This window comes from Pseudomonas zeae, assembly GCF_014268485.2.
Taxonomy (GTDB): Bacteria; Pseudomonadota; Gammaproteobacteria; order Pseudomonadales; family Pseudomonadaceae; genus Aquipseudomonas; species Aquipseudomonas neuropathica.
In genome coordinates, this window is sequence record NZ_CP077090.1 from 3,652,871 (window position 1) to 3,671,171 (window position 18,301).

The 18,301-nt window shown below is 60.0% G+C and carries 11 protein-coding genes; 4 read left to right on the forward strand and 7 right to left on the reverse strand.

Annotated elements, in window-relative coordinates:
• Window positions 1-2 precede the first annotated feature (2 nt).
• Window positions 3-3,344: a maltose alpha-D-glucosyltransferase gene (gene treS, locus HU754_RS15950; RefSeq protein WP_186624733.1), complete on the reverse strand. Its 3,342-nt coding sequence runs from the start codon at window positions 3,342-3,344 to the stop codon at window positions 3-5.
• 169 nt (window positions 3,345-3,513) lie between these two features.
• Entirely contained in the window at window positions 3,514-5,508 is a 1,995-nt protein-coding gene (locus tag HU754_RS15955; protein WP_186624732.1) for an alpha-1,4-glucan--maltose-1-phosphate maltosyltransferase, read from the reverse strand.
• A gap of 217 nt (window positions 5,509-5,725) precedes the next feature.
• On the opposite strand from HU754_RS15955, the gene HU754_RS15960 reads away from it, so the two are divergent.
• Window positions 5,726-5,884 carry a hypothetical protein gene (locus tag HU754_RS15960; protein ID WP_008087190.1) on the forward strand — a complete coding sequence of 53 codons (159 nt, stop codon included), beginning with the start codon at window positions 5,726-5,728 and terminating at the stop codon, window positions 5,882-5,884.
• 125 nt (window positions 5,885-6,009) lie between these two features.
• On the opposite strand, the gene HU754_RS15965 is transcribed toward HU754_RS15960, so the two are convergent.
• The gene (locus HU754_RS15965; protein WP_186624731.1) at window positions 6,010-6,522 is read right to left on the reverse strand and encodes an MgtC/SapB family protein; all 513 of its coding nucleotides are present in this window, start codon (window positions 6,520-6,522) and stop codon (window positions 6,010-6,012) included.
• Window positions 6,523-6,646: 124 nt separating this feature from the next.
• On the opposite strand from HU754_RS15965, the gene HU754_RS15970 reads away from it, so the two are divergent.
• The 3 genes from HU754_RS15970 to mapR all read left to right on the forward strand — a co-directional run bounded on the left by HU754_RS15970 (window position 6,647) and on the right by mapR (window position 10,280).
• Window positions 6,647-6,895, forward strand: coding sequence for a DUF3203 family protein (locus HU754_RS15970; protein ID WP_093432963.1), 249 nt, complete (start codon window positions 6,647-6,649; stop codon window positions 6,893-6,895).
• 195 nt (window positions 6,896-7,090) lie between these two features.
• Window positions 7,091-8,521 (forward strand): cytochrome c oxidase accessory protein CcoG, encoded by a 1,431-nt coding sequence (ccoG, locus tag HU754_RS15975; RefSeq protein WP_186624730.1) that lies wholly within the window; start codon window positions 7,091-7,093, stop codon window positions 8,519-8,521.
• Between the two features lie 349 nt (window positions 8,522-8,870).
• Complete coding sequence (gene mapR, locus HU754_RS15980) at window positions 8,871-10,280, forward strand: GntR family transcriptional regulator MpaR (protein ID WP_093432967.1); 1,410 nt, start codon at window positions 8,871-8,873, stop codon at window positions 10,278-10,280.
• A 116-nt stretch (window positions 10,281-10,396) separates the two neighbouring features.
• Here the strand turns inward: mapR and HU754_RS15985 are convergent, their stop codons facing one another.
• From HU754_RS15985 to HU754_RS16000, 4 genes are all read right to left on the reverse strand, one after another.
• Window positions 10,397-11,143 (reverse strand): SDR family oxidoreductase, encoded by a 747-nt coding sequence (locus tag HU754_RS15985; RefSeq protein WP_093432969.1) that lies wholly within the window; start codon window positions 11,141-11,143, stop codon window positions 10,397-10,399.
• Window positions 11,144-11,338: 195 nt separating this feature from the next.
• Entirely contained in the window at window positions 11,339-13,420 is a 2,082-nt protein-coding gene (locus tag HU754_RS15990) for a putative bifunctional diguanylate cyclase/phosphodiesterase (protein WP_186624729.1), read from the reverse strand.
• A 295-nt stretch (window positions 13,421-13,715) separates the two neighbouring features.
• Window positions 13,716-15,185, reverse strand: coding sequence for an efflux transporter outer membrane subunit (locus HU754_RS15995; protein WP_186624728.1), 1,470 nt, complete (start codon window positions 15,183-15,185; stop codon window positions 13,716-13,718).
• Entirely contained in the window at window positions 15,182-18,289 is a 3,108-nt protein-coding gene (locus HU754_RS16000; protein WP_099759038.1) for an efflux RND transporter permease subunit, read from the reverse strand. The genes HU754_RS15995 and HU754_RS16000 overlap by 4 nt, the downstream gene beginning before the upstream one ends.
• Between the last annotated feature and the right edge of the window lie 12 nt (window positions 18,290-18,301).

Consider the following 18,301-nt stretch of genomic DNA (forward strand, 5'->3'; position numbering starts at 1 on the left):
GACTACTCTCCACCAAGATCGGAAAAGGGTTTAAGCCCCGTCAATAACCCATACAAACCGTGCAACGGCACGGGCAGCCACGTGGGGCGATTTTCGGCTTCATAGGCCACTTCATAGGCCGCCTTCTCCAGGCCGAACAACGCCAGCGCGGCGTCGGCACCTTCAGGATCTTGCCAAGCATGATCAAGACTAGCTGCCGCGCGGCGATATGCCTGAACAAATGCCTCGCGGGCCTCACGCAGATAGCGCTCGGCGACTAGACGCCGCGCCGTTTCAGACTCGGCGCTGTGATCAACGTTGTGCACGTTGATGGTCATTGCAGCCGCATAATCGAAGGAGCGCAGCACGCCGCTGACATCCTTGTACGGACTGTGTTTGCCACGACGCTCGCCCAATGGCCGCGCCGGTTCACCCTCGAAGTCGATCAGGTAGGCATCGCCCTTGATCACCAGTACCTGGCCCAAATGCAGATCGCCGTGGACGCGAATGCGCAAACCGCCGACGGCTTTTTTCGCCAGATCCTGCACGTGCGTGAGGATGGTTTTCTTCTCGTCGATCAGGCGTTTGACCAGTTTCTGATCCGCCGCATCGAGTTCGCCCTGATGCTGCTTGAGCAGTTTCAGCGCGTGTTCGACCTGCGCCACAACATCCTTGCCGGTGGCCTGCATGTCCTTGGCCGTCGACACCTGCGGGGCGAAGTCGGCATTGTCGGTGGGCGCGGCGAGCACCTTGTGCATCTCGCCCAGACGCTGACCGAGCATGCCGGCAAAATCCTTCAGTTCACCGAGGGCGTTGTAATGCTGTTCCTGTTCGGACATGGCATCGGCCAGCTCATCGCGCAGCGCCCGCTCGAGGTTGTTCTGCGTCCATTCCCAGGCGTCGCCCTGATTGCTCAGATAGCCTTGGGCGATCATCAGCAGATTGTCTTCGCCCTTGGCATCGCGGCGAATCACCGAGCCGAGCAGCGGAGAGATATTGGCAAATCCGGCCTCGGTCAGGTAAGCGCTCATCTCCAGTTCCGGGTGTACGCCAGAAGCGACTTTGCGTATCAGCTTAAGCACCAGACTATTGCCGATCACCACCGAACTGTTCGATTGCTCGGCAGACAGATAACGCACTTCCGACTCGGTACCGAGGCCGAGCGTTTCCAGATGCGGCGTCGGTGCAAAACGGATTTCACCTTCGCTCGACTCCAGCACCGTGTTGTTCTGCATGCCTTGCAGCACCGCACGAATAAACGTTTCAAGGCTGAACGCGTCAGTAATCAAGCCGACCTGTCGCACTCGGCGTACACGGGACAAGGCCAATTGCTGCGGCAACGCCGGGCCGACCTGATCTTCGGAAATAAAGCCGAACGGCAACTGATAACGACTGGTCTGCCCGCCACTGGTGACTTCTATTTCGCTGAGCAGCACCGGATGCTGCGCATCGCCGAAACGCACACCGTACGCCAGATGCACCTTGTCGATGGCCGCGTCCTTGCCGGCGAACCAGCGGCGATTCTGCAGCCAGCTCGGCAGAATGTTTTGCTCCAGCGATGTGCGCGACGGCGCTTCGAGCAATTCTTCCATGCGTTTTTTCAATACCAGCGTGGTGAAGTCCGGCAGGCTTTGCGCCGGTTCCACGTGCCAGCTCGGCATCTGGTTTTCCGCCGCCAGTGCAAACCAGTAGAAACCGTAAGGCGCCAGGGTCAGGAGGAAATTCAACTGGCCAATCGGCGGGAAGGCATTACCGCCGAGCATCTCCACCGGCACCATGCCCACGTAGGCCGACAGGTCCAGCTCCACCGCTTGCGCACTGCGCGAAACGTTGGCCACGCAGAGAATGATTTCGTGTTTGCCATCGGCATCGGTGAATTCACGGGTGTAAGCCAACACGCGACGGTTGTTCGGCGAGAGCATTTTCAACGTGCCACGGCCGAACGCCTTGGACTGTTTGCGCACAGCGAGCAAGCGTCGGGTCCAGTTGAGCAGCGAATGCGGATCGCCGGACTGGGTTTCGACGTTGACCGACAGATAGCCGTATTGCGGGTCCATGATCGGCGGCAGCACCAGGCTCGCCGGATCGGCACGGGAGAAGCCGCCGTTGCGGTCGATCGACCACTGCATCGGCGTACGCACGCCATCGCGGTCGCCAAGGTAGATGTTGTCGCCCATGCCGATCTCGTCGCCGTAATACAGGGTCGGCGTACCCGGCATCGACAGCAGCAGGCTGTTGAGCAATTCGATACGGCGACGGTCGCGCTCCATCAACGGCGCTAAACGTCGACGAATACCGAGGTTGATCCGCGCGCGACGGTCAGCCGCGTAGTAATTCCACAGATAGTCACGCTCTTTGTCGGTGACCATCTCCAGCGTCAGCTCATCGTGGTTGCGCAGGAAAATCGCCCACTGGCAGTTGGCAGGAATTTCCGGGGTCTGGCGCAAAATGTCGGTGATCGGGAAGCGATCTTCCTGGGCCAGCGCCATGTACATGCGCGGCATCAGCGGGAAGTGAAACGCCATGTGGCATTCATCACCGTTAAGGCCTGCCGCATCGGTATCACCGAAGTACAGCTGAGTGTCTTCGGGCCATTGGTTGGCCTCGGCGAGCAGCATGCGATCGGGGTAATTGGCGTCGATCTCGGCGCGGATCTGCTTGAGGACGTCGTGGGTTTCCGGCAGGTTTTCGTTATTGGTGCCGTCACGCTCGATCAGGTACGGAATCGCGTCGAGGCGCAGGCCATCGATGCCCATGTCCAGCCAGTAGCGCATCACCGAGAGCACGGCTTTCATCACTTGCGGATTGTCGAAATTCAGGTCCGGTTGGTGCGAATAGAAACGGTGCCAGAAGTACTGGCCGGCGACCGGATCCCAGGTCCAGTTGGATTTTTCCGTATCGAGGAAAATGATTCGCGTGCCGTCGTATTTCTGATCGTCATCCGACCACACGTAAAAGTCCCGAGCCGCCGAGCCGGGCTTGGCCTTGCGCGCACGCTGGAACCACGGGTGCTGGTCGGAGGTGTGGTTGATGACCAGTTCGGTGATCACCCGCAAGCCACGCTTGTGCGCCTCGGCGATAAAGCGCTTGGCGTCGGCCATGGTCCCGTAATCGCTGTGCACGCCACGGTATTCGGCAATGTCATAGCCATCGTCACGACGTGGCGAGGGATAGAACGGCAACAGCCAGATGGTGTTTACGCCGAGGTCGGCGATGTAATCGAGTTTGGCGATCAGGCCGGGAAAGTCGCCGATCCCGTCGTTGTTGGAGTCGAAAAACGATTTGACGTGAACTTGATAGATCACCGCGTCCTTGTACCAGAGCGGGTCTTTGATAAAGGTGGCTGCCTTGGGTTTCTTCGCCATGTGAAACTCCTGTTCAATTCTTGAAAAGCCGCGAGCCGATCACCTGACTCCAACTCAATGAGCAACCTGTGGGAGCGAGCCTGCTCGCGAATGCGGATTAACATTCAGCAAACATGTCGCCTGCAAAATTGCTTTCGCGAGCAGGCTCGCTCCCACAGGGGATCTGCGTTCAGGCAGTAATTCGCCAGATGCCGAATGGCTGGTACGCCGGGTCGATGCGCATGAACTGATACTTGCCGTGCCAGTCCCAGCGATGCCCGTTCATCAAGTCTTCGCCATGGGTCGTCGCATCATCGGGCAGGCCCATTTCCCACAGCGGCAGTTCAAAATTCGCTTCCTGCACGTTGTGCGGATCAAGGCTGACCGCGACCAGAATGAAGTTGCTGCCGTCGACACTGCGCTTGCCGAAATACAGAATGTTGTCGTTCCAAGCGTTGTAGACCTTCAGGCCCAGATGCGTGTGCAGCGCCGGGTTCTGCCGGCGGATGCGGTTGAGTTGGGCGATCTCGGCAATGATGTTGCCCGGCGCGGTGAAGTCGCGGACGCGGATCTCGTACTTCTCCGAGTCGAGGTATTCCTCTTTGCCCGGCACCGGCGCCGACTCGCACAGCTCGAACCCCGAATACATGCCCCATAAGCCTGAACCCATGGTCGCCAGCGCCGCACGGATCAGAAATCCTGGACGCCCGGATTCGTGCAGGAATGCCGGGTTGATGTCCGGTGTGTTAACGAAGAAATTCGGCCGGTAGCATTCGCGCCACGGCGATTCATTCAGTTCAGTGAAATACGTTGCTAGCTCAGCCTTGCTGTTGCGCCAGGTGAAATAGGTGTAGCTCTGCGTGTAACCGACCTTGCCCAGCCGCGCCATCATTGCCGGCGTGGTGAACGCTTCGGCGAGGAAGATCACTTCCGGGTACAGCGCCCGAACATCGGCGATCAGCCATTGCCAGAACGGCAGTGGTTTGGTGTGCGGATTGTCGACGCGAAAGATCTTCACGCCCTCTTCGACCCAGCCAATGACGATGTCGCGCAACTCGACCCACAGGCTCGGAATCGCGTCCGGCGCATAGAAGTCGACGTTGACGATGTCCTGATATTTCTTCGGCGGATTCTCCGCGTATTTGATCGTGCCGTCCGGGCGCCAGTTGAACCAGCCCGGATGCTGTTTGAGCCACGGGTGATCCTGGGAACACTGAATGGCGAAGTCGAGGGCGATTTCCAGACCGTGATCGGCGGCGGCAGCGACCAGTCGACGGAAGTCCTCGCGAGTGCCGAGTTGCGAGTGGATCGCCTCGTGACCACCCTCCTCACTACCGATGGCATAAGGGCTGCCGGGATCATCGGGACCGGCGGTCAGGGAATTGTTGCGCCCCTTGCGATGGGCGCGACCAATCGGGTGGATCGGCGTGAAATAGAGCACGTCGAAGCCCATGTCCTGAATCATCGGCAAACGCGCATGCACGTCATTAAAGGTGCCGTGACGGTGGGGATCGTCGGTGATCGAGCGCGGAAACAGTTCGTACCAACTGGCAAATTCGGCCAGTTCGCGTTCGACATCTACCGGATATTCCGGACTGACGCTCAGGTAGGCGCGGTGATCGGCCTCAGCCATCAACTGCGCACTGCGCGAGTGCAGGAACAGCGCGACCTGCTCGGTTTCGAGCAGCCCGGACAATTCGTGGTGCAACGCGGCGAGCTGTTCACTGAGCTGACCTTCGCTGCGCTCGGCGGCCTGTTGCACCATGCTCCGGCCTTCCTGCAACTCCAGCGAAACCGGTACGGCGGCGCTGTGTTTTTTCTCCAGTTCGTACTGGAAACTGGCGAAGTGATCGATCCACGCCTCGATGCAATAGAGGAAGCGCCCTTGATGCTCTGGGCGGAACTGGCCTTGCCAGCCATTGTTGCCCTGATCGGCCATGACCTCGCTTTGCCAGGTCTCCTCGCCTTCCTCGCGCCAGCGGATGCGCACCGCGAGTTTGTCGTGACCGTCGGCAAACACCTTGCTGGTGACCGCCACCTCACGGCCGGCAATCGACTTCACGGCGAACTGCCCGCCCTCGAGGGTCGGCATGGTGTTTTCGATGGCAATGCGCGGAAGCAGCAACGCCTGCGACAGCGGCATGTGCGGGTTGTAGCTCAGTTCAGAAGGTCTTTCAGCAGTCATTGAGCATCTCTCCTTAACGCCCCAAGGACGCTCTTGTGCCGGATCAGTGTTCACAACGAAGCACCTGCCCCGAAATGAACTCACTTAGGTTCCGAGCGACCGGCGCCGGGAAAAGTTCAGATGAAATTGCCGTGTCAGAAAAGCGGATCGAATTGCGTGCAGGGTGGTCAATCCACTTAAGCACTTCTCACGCCATGTGCCACACGGAGGTCATCAGATGAATATCCCGATCCCGGCCGAAACGCCCGATCCGAACATCGACAAACCCACGCTGCCCGAGACCGAGCCGCAACCGATTCCCGAGCAAGAGCCACCTGGCACCACACCACCCCCCAAAGAAGAACCACCAACGACGATGCCTCCTGTGATCCTCTAACTGATCGTTCCCACGCTCTGCGTGGGAATGCAGCCCGGGACGCTCCGCGTCCCAAAGCGGACGCGGAGCGTCCATTGAGGCATTCCCACGCAGAGCGTGGGAACGATCATCCGGCGCAGGAATGATCAGTGGTCATCAGTCTTTTCCTCGTCCTTTTCGAACAGCTTCACGATGCGCGGCATCACGCTGAAAATCCCCAGCGCCAGAAAAGTACTGAGCAGCGCCGTTGCTTCCCTGCCCAATCCCGCCGCGACCCCAATGGCCGCCGTCATCCACAGCCCGGCAGCCGTGGTCAGGCCTTTGACATGGCCTTCATCGCCTTCCTTGTTTTTCAGAATAGTCCCGGCACCGAGAAAACCGATCCCGGCAATCACCCCTTGCACCACGCGGCTCATCGCATCGGATTCCGCCCCCGATGTCTGCGGCACCAGTACAAACAGCGCAGCCCCCAGCGCTACCAACATATGCGTGCGCACCCCGGCAGCCTTGCCCTTGTGTTCGCGCTCAAAACCGAGAATGCCGCCCAGTACCGCCGCCATCAGCAGGCGCACGGTGATGCGCGTCAATTGCGAAGCATCGCCGACGTCGGCGAATTCCGCCTGCAGGGTTTGCCACACTTCATGCCACCACGCGTCCATCGTGCAGTCCTTGTTATTGGCTGGATAGACGATGGACAGCGGCGACCATTAATCAGTTGCGCAGAACCATCGGTGAAGCGTGCGCCCTAACCTTTCAGACTTCCCTGAAAAAAGGACCGCCCTCATGCCCGTTCGAGTCGATGAATCCAACCCCGAACAAAAAGTGTGTTTTTTCACCGTCGAGAATGGCGAAGAAATCCGCATTTGCGACACCTTGGAAGTGCGTACGGACAGCGACAAGGCCATGTCGTTTGTGGAAATAGATGGCCGGCGCGTTTACATCACCGAGGCAGAAGCCGACGAATTGACCGTCGCAGGCGCCAAGGATGGTCGCAAGCACTTGAAGGCTGACGAGAGTGGTTCGGTGATTTGACTGACCTTGATCAACACCCCGCGCAAACGCCTGATATAGGAGTTTGCGCCTTTGTCTGCGGGCTGCTTCAAGTTGTCGCAGGCGTTGCGCAGAATCGCATCTGATCCGCTTTTTATTGAAATAGCTGAGTCTGTTATGCAAACAGATCGACGCTCATAGTGCTCTGGCCTGATGGAGGCTGATGAGCGAATAACCATGAGCGAACAAATCCCCGTCCGAACCGTAGAAGCATCTCCAACTATCAAAAGTGTGCCCGCACGCCCAATGAAGGCGACGGCCAAATCCAGCGACAACCAGATCCACACCCGCAGCTTCACCGGCCTGTTCCGCACCTTGCGCATGAGCGGCGCGGGATTTCTGTTCGTGCTGTTTTTCGGCACCGTGTGGCTGAACTGGGGCGGACGTCAGGCGGTGCTCTGGGATCTTTCCGAAAGCAAATTCCACATCTTTGGCGCGACGTTCTGGCCGCAGGATTTCATTCTGCTGTCGGCGCTGCTGATCATCGCTGCGTTCGGTCTGTTCGCCATTACCGTGTTTGCCGGTCGGGTCTGGTGCGGTTACACCTGCCCGCAAAGTTCGTGGACGTGGATCTTCATGTGGTGCGAGAAGATCACCGAAGGCGAACGCAACCAACGCATCAAACTGCAAGCCGCGCCGTGGAGCCTGAACAAACTGGCCCGACGCGCGGCCAAGCACACCCTGTGGCTGGCGATCAGCGTGTTGACCGGCCTGACCTTCGTCGGTTACTTCACGCCGATCCGGCCGCTGGCCGAAGAACTGCTGACCCTGCAAATCGGCGGCGTCAGCCTGTTCTGGGTGCTGTTTTTCACCGCCGCCACCTACATCAACGCCGGTTGGCTGCGTGAGGCTGTGTGCATGCACATGTGCCCGTATGCGCGGTTCCAGAGCGTGATGTTCGACAAGGACACCTTGGCGATTTCCTACGACGTGGCCCGTGGCGAAAACCGTGGCCCGCGTAAACGCGACGTGAAACCGCTTGAGGCTGGCCTGGGTGACTGCATCGACTGCCAGTTATGCGTGCAGGTTTGTCCGACCGGCATCGACATTCGCGATGGTCTGCAGATGGAGTGCATCGGCTGCGCTGCGTGCATCGACGCCTGTGACTCGATCATGGACAAGATGAACTACCCGCGCGGCCTGATCCGCTACAGTTCCGAGCGCGAACTGCAGGGTGGCAAAACCCACCTGCTGCGCCCGCGCCTGATCGGTTACACCGTGGTGCTGGTGGCGATGATCGGCGCATTGGCGTTGGCGTTGATCGAGCGGCCGATGGTCTCGCTGGACGTGACCAAGGATCGCGGGTTGTTCCGCGAGAATGGTCAGGGCCAGATTGAAAACATCTATAGCCTCAAAGTCATCAACAAGACCCAGCAGCGCCAGGACTACAACCTGAGTCTGGTGGATGGCGACGGCTTCCAGTTGCAGGGCAAGACTGAACTGAGCCTGGCGCCGGGTGAGATTATCGATGTGCCGGTGTCGGTGGCGATGACCACGGAACGCCCGGCCAGCAGTTCGCAGACCTTGAGTTTCAAGATTGCCGACAGCGATGAGCCTGAGGTTTACAGCGTGGCGAAGAGCAGGTTTGTTGCGCCGATGAATCGCTGAGCCGTTAGAATCTTTTTCCCTCACCCCAGCCCTCTCCCGGAGGGAGAGGGAGCCGACCGAGGTGTCTGTCGCTATACATCGACCTGACAGACCGAATCGACTATGGATTCAGCAAAGCACTATCAAGCCGAGTCGATTACGGACTTAGCAAAGCACATCAAGCCGAGTCGATTACGGATTCAGCAAAGCACTTTTCAGGCTGAGTCGATTATGGATTCAGCAAAGCACTTTCAGGTCGGTGTAGTTCGCAAGCATCCCCCAATCAGTCCCCTCTCCCTCTGGGAGAGGGCTAGGGTGAGGGGCAGTTCTCCTGACACACCTCATCATCAACCAGCACCAAGGCTCCTCGATGAAACGCTACGAAAAATTCGCCGACGACATCGCTGAACTGATCCGCTCCGGCGTCCTTGGCCCCGGCCAGCGCGTGCCCTCGGTGCGTTACGCCAGCCAGACCTACGGGGTCAGCCCGTCCACGGTGTTCCAGGCCTATTACCTGCTCGAACGCCGTGGCCTGATCCGCGCCCGGCCGCGCTCCGGCTATTTCGTCAATACCCACGCGCCGAGCCCGTTCTCGGAGCCGGTGATCAGCAGCCACGTCAACGATTCCACCGAAGTCGACGTCAGCGAACTGGTGTTCTCGGTCCTCGATTCGATCAAGGACCCGAGTACCGTGCCGTTCGGTTCGGCGTTCCCCAGCCCGACCCTGTTCCCGTTGCAGCGCCTGTCGCGTTCGCTGGCCAGCGCGGCCCGCGAGATGGACCCGCGCATGGTCGTCACCGACATGTCGCCGGGCAATCCGCAACTGCGCCGACAGATAGCCCTGCGCTACATGGTCGGCGGCCTGATGCTGCCAATGGAAGAGTTGCTGATCACCAACGGCGCCCTCGAAGCGCTGAACCTGTGCCTGCAAGCCGTCACCGAACCGGGCGATCTGGTGGCCATCGAAGCCCCGGCGTTCTACGCCAGCCTGCAAGTGCTCGAACGGCTGAAACTCAAAGCCGTGGAAATTCCCGTGCACCCGCGCGATGGCATTGACCTCGGCGTACTTGCGCAAACCCTCGAACGCCATCCGGTCAAAGCCTGCTGGTGCATGACCAGTTTCCAGAACCCGATGGGCGCAACCATGCCCGAGGCGAAGAAACAGGAACTGGTCGAACTGCTGCGCCGCCATCAGGTGCCGCTGATCGAAGACGACGTTTACGCCGAACTCTATTACGGCCAACAAGCACCGAAACCGGCCAAGGCGTTCGACACGGAAGGTCTTGTGATGCACTGCGGTTCATTCGCCAAAAGCCTCGCCCCCGGCTACCGCATCGGCTGGGTTGCCGCCGGACGTTACGCGCAGAAAATCGAACGACTGAAACTGATGACCTCTCTGTGTGCTTCGATGCCAGCGCAAGCGGCGATTGCCGACTACCTGCAACACGGCGGTTATGACCGGCACCTGCGCAAACTGCGTTACGCACTGGAAGAACAGCAGAGCGCGATGCTCGCGGCGATTGCCCGCTACTTCCCGGCGCAGACGCGGGTCAGCCAACCGGCGGGCGGCTACTTCTTGTGGCTGGAACTGCCACCGCAAATGGATTCGCTGAAGTTGTTTCAGATGGCACTGGCGCAGGGGATCAGCATTGCGCCGGGGCCGATCTTTTCGCCGACGCAGCGCTTCAGGAATTGTATTCGGTTGAACTATGGCAGCCCTTGGACCGAGGATTCGGAAAAGGCCATGGAGACATTGGGGCGGATTGTGCGGTCGTTCTGACAGTCCTGTGTTGTCTGGGCTATTGCCTTCGCGAGCAGGCTCGCTCCTACAGGGGAACGCATTCCAATTGTAGGAGTGAGCCTGCTCGCGATGGCGCCAGAGCGGCCACCGCTGAATTAACGCCCGCCCCCCAAATCAACAAACGTCCCGGTCGCATACGACGCCTTATCCGACAACAACCAGACAATCGCCTCCGCCACTTCATCCGGGCGCCCGCCACGGGCCATCGGAATCGCCGACTCGAGCTTGCTGACCCGATCCGGATCGCCGCTCAGTGCGTGGAAATCGGTATAGATGTAACCCGGGCGCACCGCGTTGACGCGAATCCCCTCGCCCGCCACTTCCTTGGATAAACCGATAGTGAAGGTGTCGAGCGCGCCTTTGGACGCGGCGTAATCGACGTATTCGTTGGGCGAACCGAGACGCGCGGCCACCGACGACACGTTGACGATGCTGCCACCCTGCCCGCCGTGCTTGGGCGACATGCGCAGGATCGCGTGTTTGGCGCAGAGAATCGGCGCCAGTACGTTGGTTTTCATGATTTTGAGGATGCGGAATTCGGACATTTCGTCGACCCGCGATTTGTGTCCGACAGTGCCGGCGTTGTTCACCAGCGCGGTGACCCGGCCCAACTCGGTGTCGACCCGATGGAACAATGCGATCACTTCGTCTTCGATGCTGACGTCGGCACGCACGGCGATGGCCTGGGCGCCTAATCCGCGAACTTGCTCCAGCACGCTTTGCGCGGCTTGCTCATCCGACTGATAGTTGATGCAGATCCGATAACCTTGCTCGGCAGCCAACAACGCCGTAGCGGCGCCAATCCCGCGCCCGCCACCGGTGATCACAATGACTTTATCCATGCTGGCCTTTCCCCCAAATGCACACGTAACAGTCGGGGGGAAGAATAACCGCCATTGGCGGGTTTTGCATGAGGTCTGTTGTGTCGGGCCGGACGCCTTCGCGAGCAGGTCGAATCGTCGCACCGTCGCTCCCACAGGGGTATGCATTCCAAATGTGGGAGCGAGCTTGCTCGCGAAGAACGATAACGCGGTCGATCAGACCACCGCTGACTGCTCACCCCGCGCAATATCCTGCATGAATTTTTCCGCCGGCATCGGATGCCCGAGCAGATAACCCTGCAACGAATCACAGCCCAGTTCAGTCAGAAACGCCTGCTGCACACCGGTCTCGACACCTTCAGCGACAATGCGCAAACCCAGCGCCTGCCCCAACGCGACAATCGCCGAGACAATCGCCGCATCGTCGCTGTCATGCTCCAGATCGCGCACAAAACCGCGATCAATCTTCAGCTCGTTGGCCGGCAACCGCTTGAGGTACATCAGGCTGGAATAACCGGTGCCGAAATCATCGATCGACAGGTCGACGCCCATGTCCGACAGTTCCTGCAACACCATCATGCTCGCATCGGCATCGCTCATGGCCGTGGTTTCGGTGATTTCCAGAGTCAGGCTGTTGGCCGGCAAGTGGTGCGTGGCCAGCGCCTTGGCCACGCTGCGCACCAGTCCCGTGTGGCAGAACTGCAACGCCGACAGGTTCACCGCGATACGCCAATCGGTGTAACCGAGCACGTACCATTCGCGCATCTGGCGACAGGCTTCGTTGAGCACCCAGTCGCCGATCGGGATGATCAGCCCCGATTTCTCGGCCAGGTCAATGAACTTGTCCGGCATCAGCATGCCGTGAATCGGGTGCTCCCAGCGCAACAGCGCTTCAGCCCCGACCGGACGGCCGTTGGCGGCGTCGAACTTGGGTTGGTAATGCAAGCTGAACTGACTGTGTTCCAGCGCCGCGCGCAGGTCCTGCAACAACTGCAACTGCTTGCGCGCGTTGTTGTTCATCGACGCATCGAAAAAGCTGTAACCGTTTTTGCCGCCGCCCTTGGCGTGGTACATCGCCGCGTCGGCGTTCATCAGCAGTTCCTGCGCGGTCTGGCCATTGCCCGGGTACAGGGCGATGCCGACGCTGGCGGAGATCTGCAAGTCATGCTCGGCAACGCGGAATGATTGTGCGATCAGACCGACCTGACGCGCCGCCAGTCCCAGCGCATCATTGGGTTCGCTGAGGCGCACCAGTAACACGAATTCATCGCCACCGATCCGCGCCAGCGTGTCGAGGCTGCGCAAGTCTTCACGCAGACGCACGCCAACTTCGCGCAACAACTGATCACCCATGTGATGACCGAACGCATCATTAACCGGTTTGAAGCCGTCCAGATCGATGAACATCAAGGCAAAGCAGCCGCCCTGCTCGTTGACCTTTTTCATCGCCTGATTGATCCGGTCGTCGAGCAACATGCGATTCGGCAGGCCGGTCAGGGTGTCGTGCAGCGCCAACTGTGTAAGTTCACGGTTGGCGACGGTCAACGAATGCGCCAGATCGGCAGTGCGCGCTTCAAGTCGTGCGTCGAGGATCGAGGTGAGCAAGGCAATAGACAGCACCGCCAGCGTGGTGATCAGCACCAGGCTGTCGAGGCCGCTGCCCTTCAAACCGTTGACGGTGGCACCGCAGAAACTGCCGTCTGGAAATTGCGCAGCGGCCATGCCGGTGTAATGCATGCCGACAATGGCGACGCCCATGATGACCGCTGCGCCGCCGCGAATCAGGCGCACATACGGCGAGTGCTGACGCAGGCGAAAGGCAATCCACAGCGCCGCTGCCGATGCGCCGACCGCAATCAGTAATGAAGCGCCGAACAGCGTCGGGTCGTAGTCGATCCCCGGCGTCATGCGCATCGCTCCCATGCCGGTGTAATGCATGGCACTGATCCCGGCGCCCATGATCAGCGCACCGAAGGCCAGTTGCAGAATCGGCAGTTTTGGCTGGCTGACCAGCCACAAGGCGAACCCGCAGGACAACACGGCAATCAACAGTGAAAGCGCGGTCAGGGTGATGTCGTAGCCAAGGTCGATCGGCAGTTTGAAGGCGAGCATGCCAATGAAATGCATCGACCAGACGCCGATACCCATGGCAAACGCACCGCCGGCGTTCCAGAAATGCACCGCACGGCCCTTGGCCGTGGCAATGCGACCGGTGAGGTCGAGCGCAGTGTAGGAAGCGAGAATCGCCACGCACAACGAAATAAAAACCAGTGTGGAGGAATAACTACCGATGAGCATGGGATTTCTCGTGGCCACCCAACGCGGACTGCGTCCATTCTCGGTCGGGCAAATGCGGCGATTGTACTGATTACGCAGAAGAACGCACTGACAAAGTAATAAATTGGCCATCAAGCCGATGAAACGTTTGTTTGATCGTCCGAGATGCCTCTGGAATGGGGCTTTCTGAACCTTGCGCGATCATTGTGGGAGCGAGCCTGCTCGCGAATGGGCTCTCTGATTCAAAATAATCAGTCACTGCATTGACGCCTTCGCGAGCAGGCTCGCTCCCACAGGATTTCGGCCACGGCGTGATCTATTGGGCGTCACTGACATCCAGTTGTCCGTCCCAACCGCCGCCCAGCGCTGCGATGAGTTGCACGCTGGCAATCAAGCGGCTTTGCAGAATGTTCAGCACGCTGCGCTCGTTGCTCAGTGCCGTGGCTTGCACCACCACCACATCGATGTAGGCAATCAACCCGGCCTTGTACTGATTTTCCGTCAGGCGCAGGGAGTCGCGGGCCGCATCGAGCGCTTCCTGGCGCACCGCCGCTTCGTCTTCGTACACCTTCAACTGCACCAGATAGTTTTCCACTTCGCGGAAACCGTCGAGCACAGTCTGGCGGTACTTGGCCACGGTCTGGTCGTAGACCGCTTCAGTGCGGTCGACTTCTGCCGAACGAATGCCGCCATCGAAAATCGGCAACGACAGTTTCGGCCCGACCGACCAGAAACGGTTCGGCAGGCTGACCAGGTTCTGCGAGGTACTGCTGCTGTAACCGCCGCTCAGGCTCAGGCTCAGGTCCGGGTAATACGCCGCTTTGGCCACGCCGATATTGGCGTTGGCGGCAATCACCGAACGCTCCGCCGAAGCGATGTCCGGACGCCGCTCAAGCAACTGCGAGGGCAGGCTCAACGGCACCTGCGGCAGCTTTGGAATGGTCTGCACTTCGGCAATGTTGAAATCCGCCGGCGCTTGCCCGGTCAGCACGGCAATCGCATTTTCGAACTGCGCGCGCTGCCAGATCAGGTCGACCAGATCAGCCTGGGTGCTTTTCAGTTGCGTCTGCGCCTGTGCTACCGCATCGCGCCCGGAAACGCCCGCGCGGTACTGGTTCTGGGTCATTTTCAGCGAGCGTTCGTAAGCGGCAACCGTGGCTTCGAGCAGGCGTTTTTGCTGATCGATCACGCGCAGTTGCAGGTAGTTCTGCACCAGCTCCGATTGCTGACTCAGGCGCATGGCCGCCAGATCGGCAAAACTGGCCTGGGCACTGGCCTCATCGGCTTCCAGTCCACGGCGCAATTTGCCCCAGACATCGGCTTCCCAACTGACGCCCAGCTCGGCGTTATAGGTGTCGCGAATGCCACTGGAGGAACTGCTCAGACTCGAACTGCTGCTGCCGGTGCCTTGGCTGGAGCGGGTCTTGCCCAAGCTCAAGTCAACGCTGGGATAGAACGCTCCGCGAGCACTGCGCACCAAGGCCTGAGCCTGGCGGTACTGGGCTTCCGACTGCGCGACGGTCTGGTTGGAATTGTTGAGCTTTTCTATCAACCCGTTGAGTTGCTGATCGCCGTACAACTCCCACCAGGCGCCACGGGCCAGCGAATCGCTCGGGTTGGCCTGGGTCCAGCCCGCGGCTTCCTTGTACTGGGTGATTTCAGCGGTTTGCGGACGTTGATAGTCCGGGCCGACGGCGCAGGCACTGAGCATCGCCACGCACAGTGACAGGCTCAGCAAGCGCGAGCCCCGAACAGTGGCCAGATTGATAAGCGAACGGTCAGTCATAGCGGAGTTTCCAGAGCGGCGTCAGTACGCACGCCACGCCATTTGTTGAAACGATGGCGCAGCTTGTCGAGATAGAGGTAAACCACAGGCGTGGTGTAAAGCGTCAGCACCTGACTGAAGATCAGCCCGCCGATGATGGTGAGGCCCAGCGGCTGGCGCATTTCCGCGCCCTCGGCCCGGCCGAGCAGCAATGGCAAGGCACCGAGAATCGCCGCCAGCGTAGTCATCAGAATCGGCCGTAGCCGTTGCAGACAGGCGCTGCGGATCGATTCCAGCGGCGACAGGCCCTGATGCCGTTCCAGTTGCAGCGCAAGGTCGATCATCAGAATGGCGTTTTTCTTCACCACGCCAATCAGCAGGAACAGCCCGAGCAGCGAGATCAGGCTGAACTCGCCGCCCAGCGCATAGATCGACAGCAACGCGCCGACACCGGCCGACGGCAGGGTCGACAGAATCGTCAGCGGATGGATGTAGCTTTCATACAACACGCCCAGCACCAGATACACCGCCAGCAACGCGCCGAGAATCATGAACGGCTGGCTCTTCTGCGTCGCGGCGAAGGCGTCGGCAGTGCCGGCCATTTTCGCGATGACATCTTCCGGCAGGCCGAGCTTGGCAATCGCCCGCTCGATCGCGGCACTGCCCTGCTCCACCGTCACGCCTTCGGCCATGTCGAAGGAAATGTCTTCGGAGGCGAACTGGCCTTCGTGGCTGACGCGGTCGTCTTCCAGGCTGTTTTCGTAATGAGCGAACGTCGACAGCGGCACCCGCGCACCGTCAGCGGTGATCACCTGCACTTGCTTGAGCGTCACCGGATCCTGGGCGTATTTCGGATTGACCTCCATCACCACCTGATACTGGTTGAGGCTGTCGTAGATCGTCGAGATCTGCCGCTGGCTGTAGGCGTTGTTCAGCACCGCCGTGACCATGTTCATGTCGACACCGAGGCGTTTGGCCTGGTCGCGGTCGACAATCAGCGTCACTTGTTGCGCCCCGGCGCCTTCTCGGGCATCAATGGCGGTCAGTTCGGGCAGGGCTCGCAATGCCGCGACCACTTTCGGAAACCATTTACGCAACTCGCCGAGGTCGGCGCTTTGCAGGATGTAGCTGTATTGCGAACTGGTCTGCTCGCGACCGCCGCCAAATTGCAGATCCTGGTCGGCCATCAGCATCAACTGCGCACCGGGCACTTTGGGCATTTCCTTACGCAGACGCTCGATGACTTTCTGTGCCGACAGCTGCCGCTCCTTGATCGGTTTCAGACGCACAATCATGAACGCGTTGTTGGTGCCGTTGCTGCCGCCGATGAACCCGGCGACGCTTTCCACTGCTTCGTCCTTGAGCACTGCGCGGCGGAAGATTTCCATTTTCGGCTGCATCACGCTGAACGACAGGCCGTCGTCGCCGCGCACAAAACCGATCAACTGCCCGGTGTCCTGCTGCGGCATGAAGGTTTTCGGCACCACCACGTACAGCGCGACGTTGACGCCGACGGTGATCAGCAGGCTGAGCAAGGTCAGGCGCCGGTGACGCAACACCCAATCGAGGCTGGTGGCGTACTTGCCGACCATCCAGTCGTTGGTGCGACGGCTCCAGCGTTGCAGGCGATTTTCCTGCCCCGGCGTGTGCGGCTTGAGCCAACGGGCGCAAAGCATCGGCGTCAACGTCAGCGAAACCACCAGCGAGACGACGATGGCCGCCGCCAGGGTGATGGAAAACTCGCGGAACAGGCTTTCGACAATCCCGCCCATGAACAGGATCGAGAGGAACACCGCCACCAGCGAGACGTTCATCGACAGCAAGGTGAAACCGACTTCCTTGGCCCCGAGGTACGCGGCCTGCATCGGTTTGACGCCTTCGTCGATGTGCCGGGAGATGTTCTCCAGCACCACAATCGCGTCGTCCACCACCAGACCGGTGGCGAGAATCAGCGCCATCAGCGAGAGGTTGTTCAGCGAGAAACCGTAGAGGTACATCACCGCAAAGGTGCCGACCAGCGACACCGGCACGGCCAGTGTCGGAATCAGCGAGGCGCGGAAGTTACCGAGGAACAGGAATACCACCAGAATCACCAGCGCCACCGCAATCAGCAAGGTCATCTCGGCTTCATGCAGCGTCGCCTTGATCACCGGCGAGCGGTCCATGGCCAGATTCAGCTTTACGCTGGCAGGCAACACCGCTTGCAAGGCCGGCAGTTGCGCCTTGATCTCGTTGACCGTCTCGATGATGTTGGCGCCAGCCTGGCGGTTGATCACCAGCAGCACCGCCGCGTCATCGTTGAAGAAACCACTGTTGTAGCGGTCTTCGACGCCGTCACTGACCTTGGCCACGTCCTTGAGGCGCAGCGCGGCGCCGTCGGCGTAGTGGATGATCAGTGACTCGTAATCCTTGGCTTTCTCCAACTGGTCATTGGCCTGGATCTGCCACAAACGCTGGCCGTCCTCGACCGAACCCTTCGGCCGGCGCACGTTGGCATCGGCGATGGTCTTGCGCACATCGTCGAGCGCCACCCCGTACTGGTTCAGCGCCTGTGGTTCGAGCTCGATGCGCACCGCCGGCAGCGAACTGCCGCCGATCTGCACTTCACCGACACCCTGCACTTGCGACAGGCTCTGCGAAAGAATCGTCGAGGCCAGATCGTAAAGCTGGCCTTTTTCCAGCACATCGGAGGTCAGCGACAGCACCATGATTGGCGCCTGCGACGGGTTGACCTTCTTGTAGGTCGGCATACTGCGCATGCCGCTCGGCAGCAGATTGCGCGAAGCGTTGATCGCTGCCTGCACCTCCCGCGCAGCACCGTTGATGTCGCGGTCGAGGTCAAATTGCAGAATGACCCGGGTCGAACCCTGACTGGAGCGGCTGCTCATGGTGTTGACGCCGGCAATCGCGCCGAACGAGCGCTCCAGCGGTGTGGCCACGGTGGACGCCATGACCTCCGGGCTCGCGCCGGGCAGACTGGCCTGCACGACGATCACCGGGAAATCCATTTGCGGCAGTGGCGAAACCGGCAGCAGGCCGAAGCTGACACCGCCGAGCAGCATGATCGCCAGGCTCAGCAGCATTGTGGCGACCGGACGCTTGATGAAAGGGCCAGAGAGGTTCATTGACCGCGATCC

Excerpts from the sequence above, each read along its gene's own strand:
- HU754_RS15985 (WP_093432969.1), bottom strand. The coding sequence starts at position 11,143 with ATGGATAAAGTCATTGTGATCACCGGTGGCGGGCGCGGGATTGGCGCC.
- HU754_RS15990 (WP_186624729.1), bottom strand. The coding sequence starts at position 13,420 with ATGCTCATCGGTAGTTATTCCTCCACACTGGTTTTTATTTCGTTGTGC.
- HU754_RS16000 (WP_099759038.1), bottom strand. The coding sequence starts at position 18,289 with ATGAACCTCTCTGGCCCTTTCATCAAGCGTCCGGTCGCCACAATGCTG.
- ccoG (WP_186624730.1), top strand. The coding sequence starts at position 7,091 with ATGAGCGAACAAATCCCCGTCCGAACCGTAGAAGCATCTCCAACTATC.
- HU754_RS15955 (WP_186624732.1), bottom strand. The coding sequence starts at position 5,508 with ATGACTGCTGAAAGACCTTCTGAACTGAGCTACAACCCGCACATGCCG.
- HU754_RS15960 (WP_008087190.1), top strand. The coding sequence starts at position 5,726 with ATGAATATCCCGATCCCGGCCGAAACGCCCGATCCGAACATCGACAAA.
- HU754_RS15995 (WP_186624728.1), bottom strand. The coding sequence starts at position 15,185 with ATGACTGACCGTTCGCTTATCAATCTGGCCACTGTTCGGGGCTCGCGC.
- HU754_RS15970 (WP_093432963.1), top strand. The coding sequence starts at position 6,647 with ATGCCCGTTCGAGTCGATGAATCCAACCCCGAACAAAAAGTGTGTTTT.
- HU754_RS15965 (WP_186624731.1), bottom strand. The coding sequence starts at position 6,522 with ATGGACGCGTGGTGGCATGAAGTGTGGCAAACCCTGCAGGCGGAATTC.
- treS (WP_186624733.1), bottom strand. The coding sequence starts at position 3,344 with ATGGCGAAGAAACCCAAGGCAGCCACCTTTATCAAAGACCCGCTCTGG.
- mapR (WP_093432967.1), top strand. The coding sequence starts at position 8,871 with ATGAAACGCTACGAAAAATTCGCCGACGACATCGCTGAACTGATCCGC.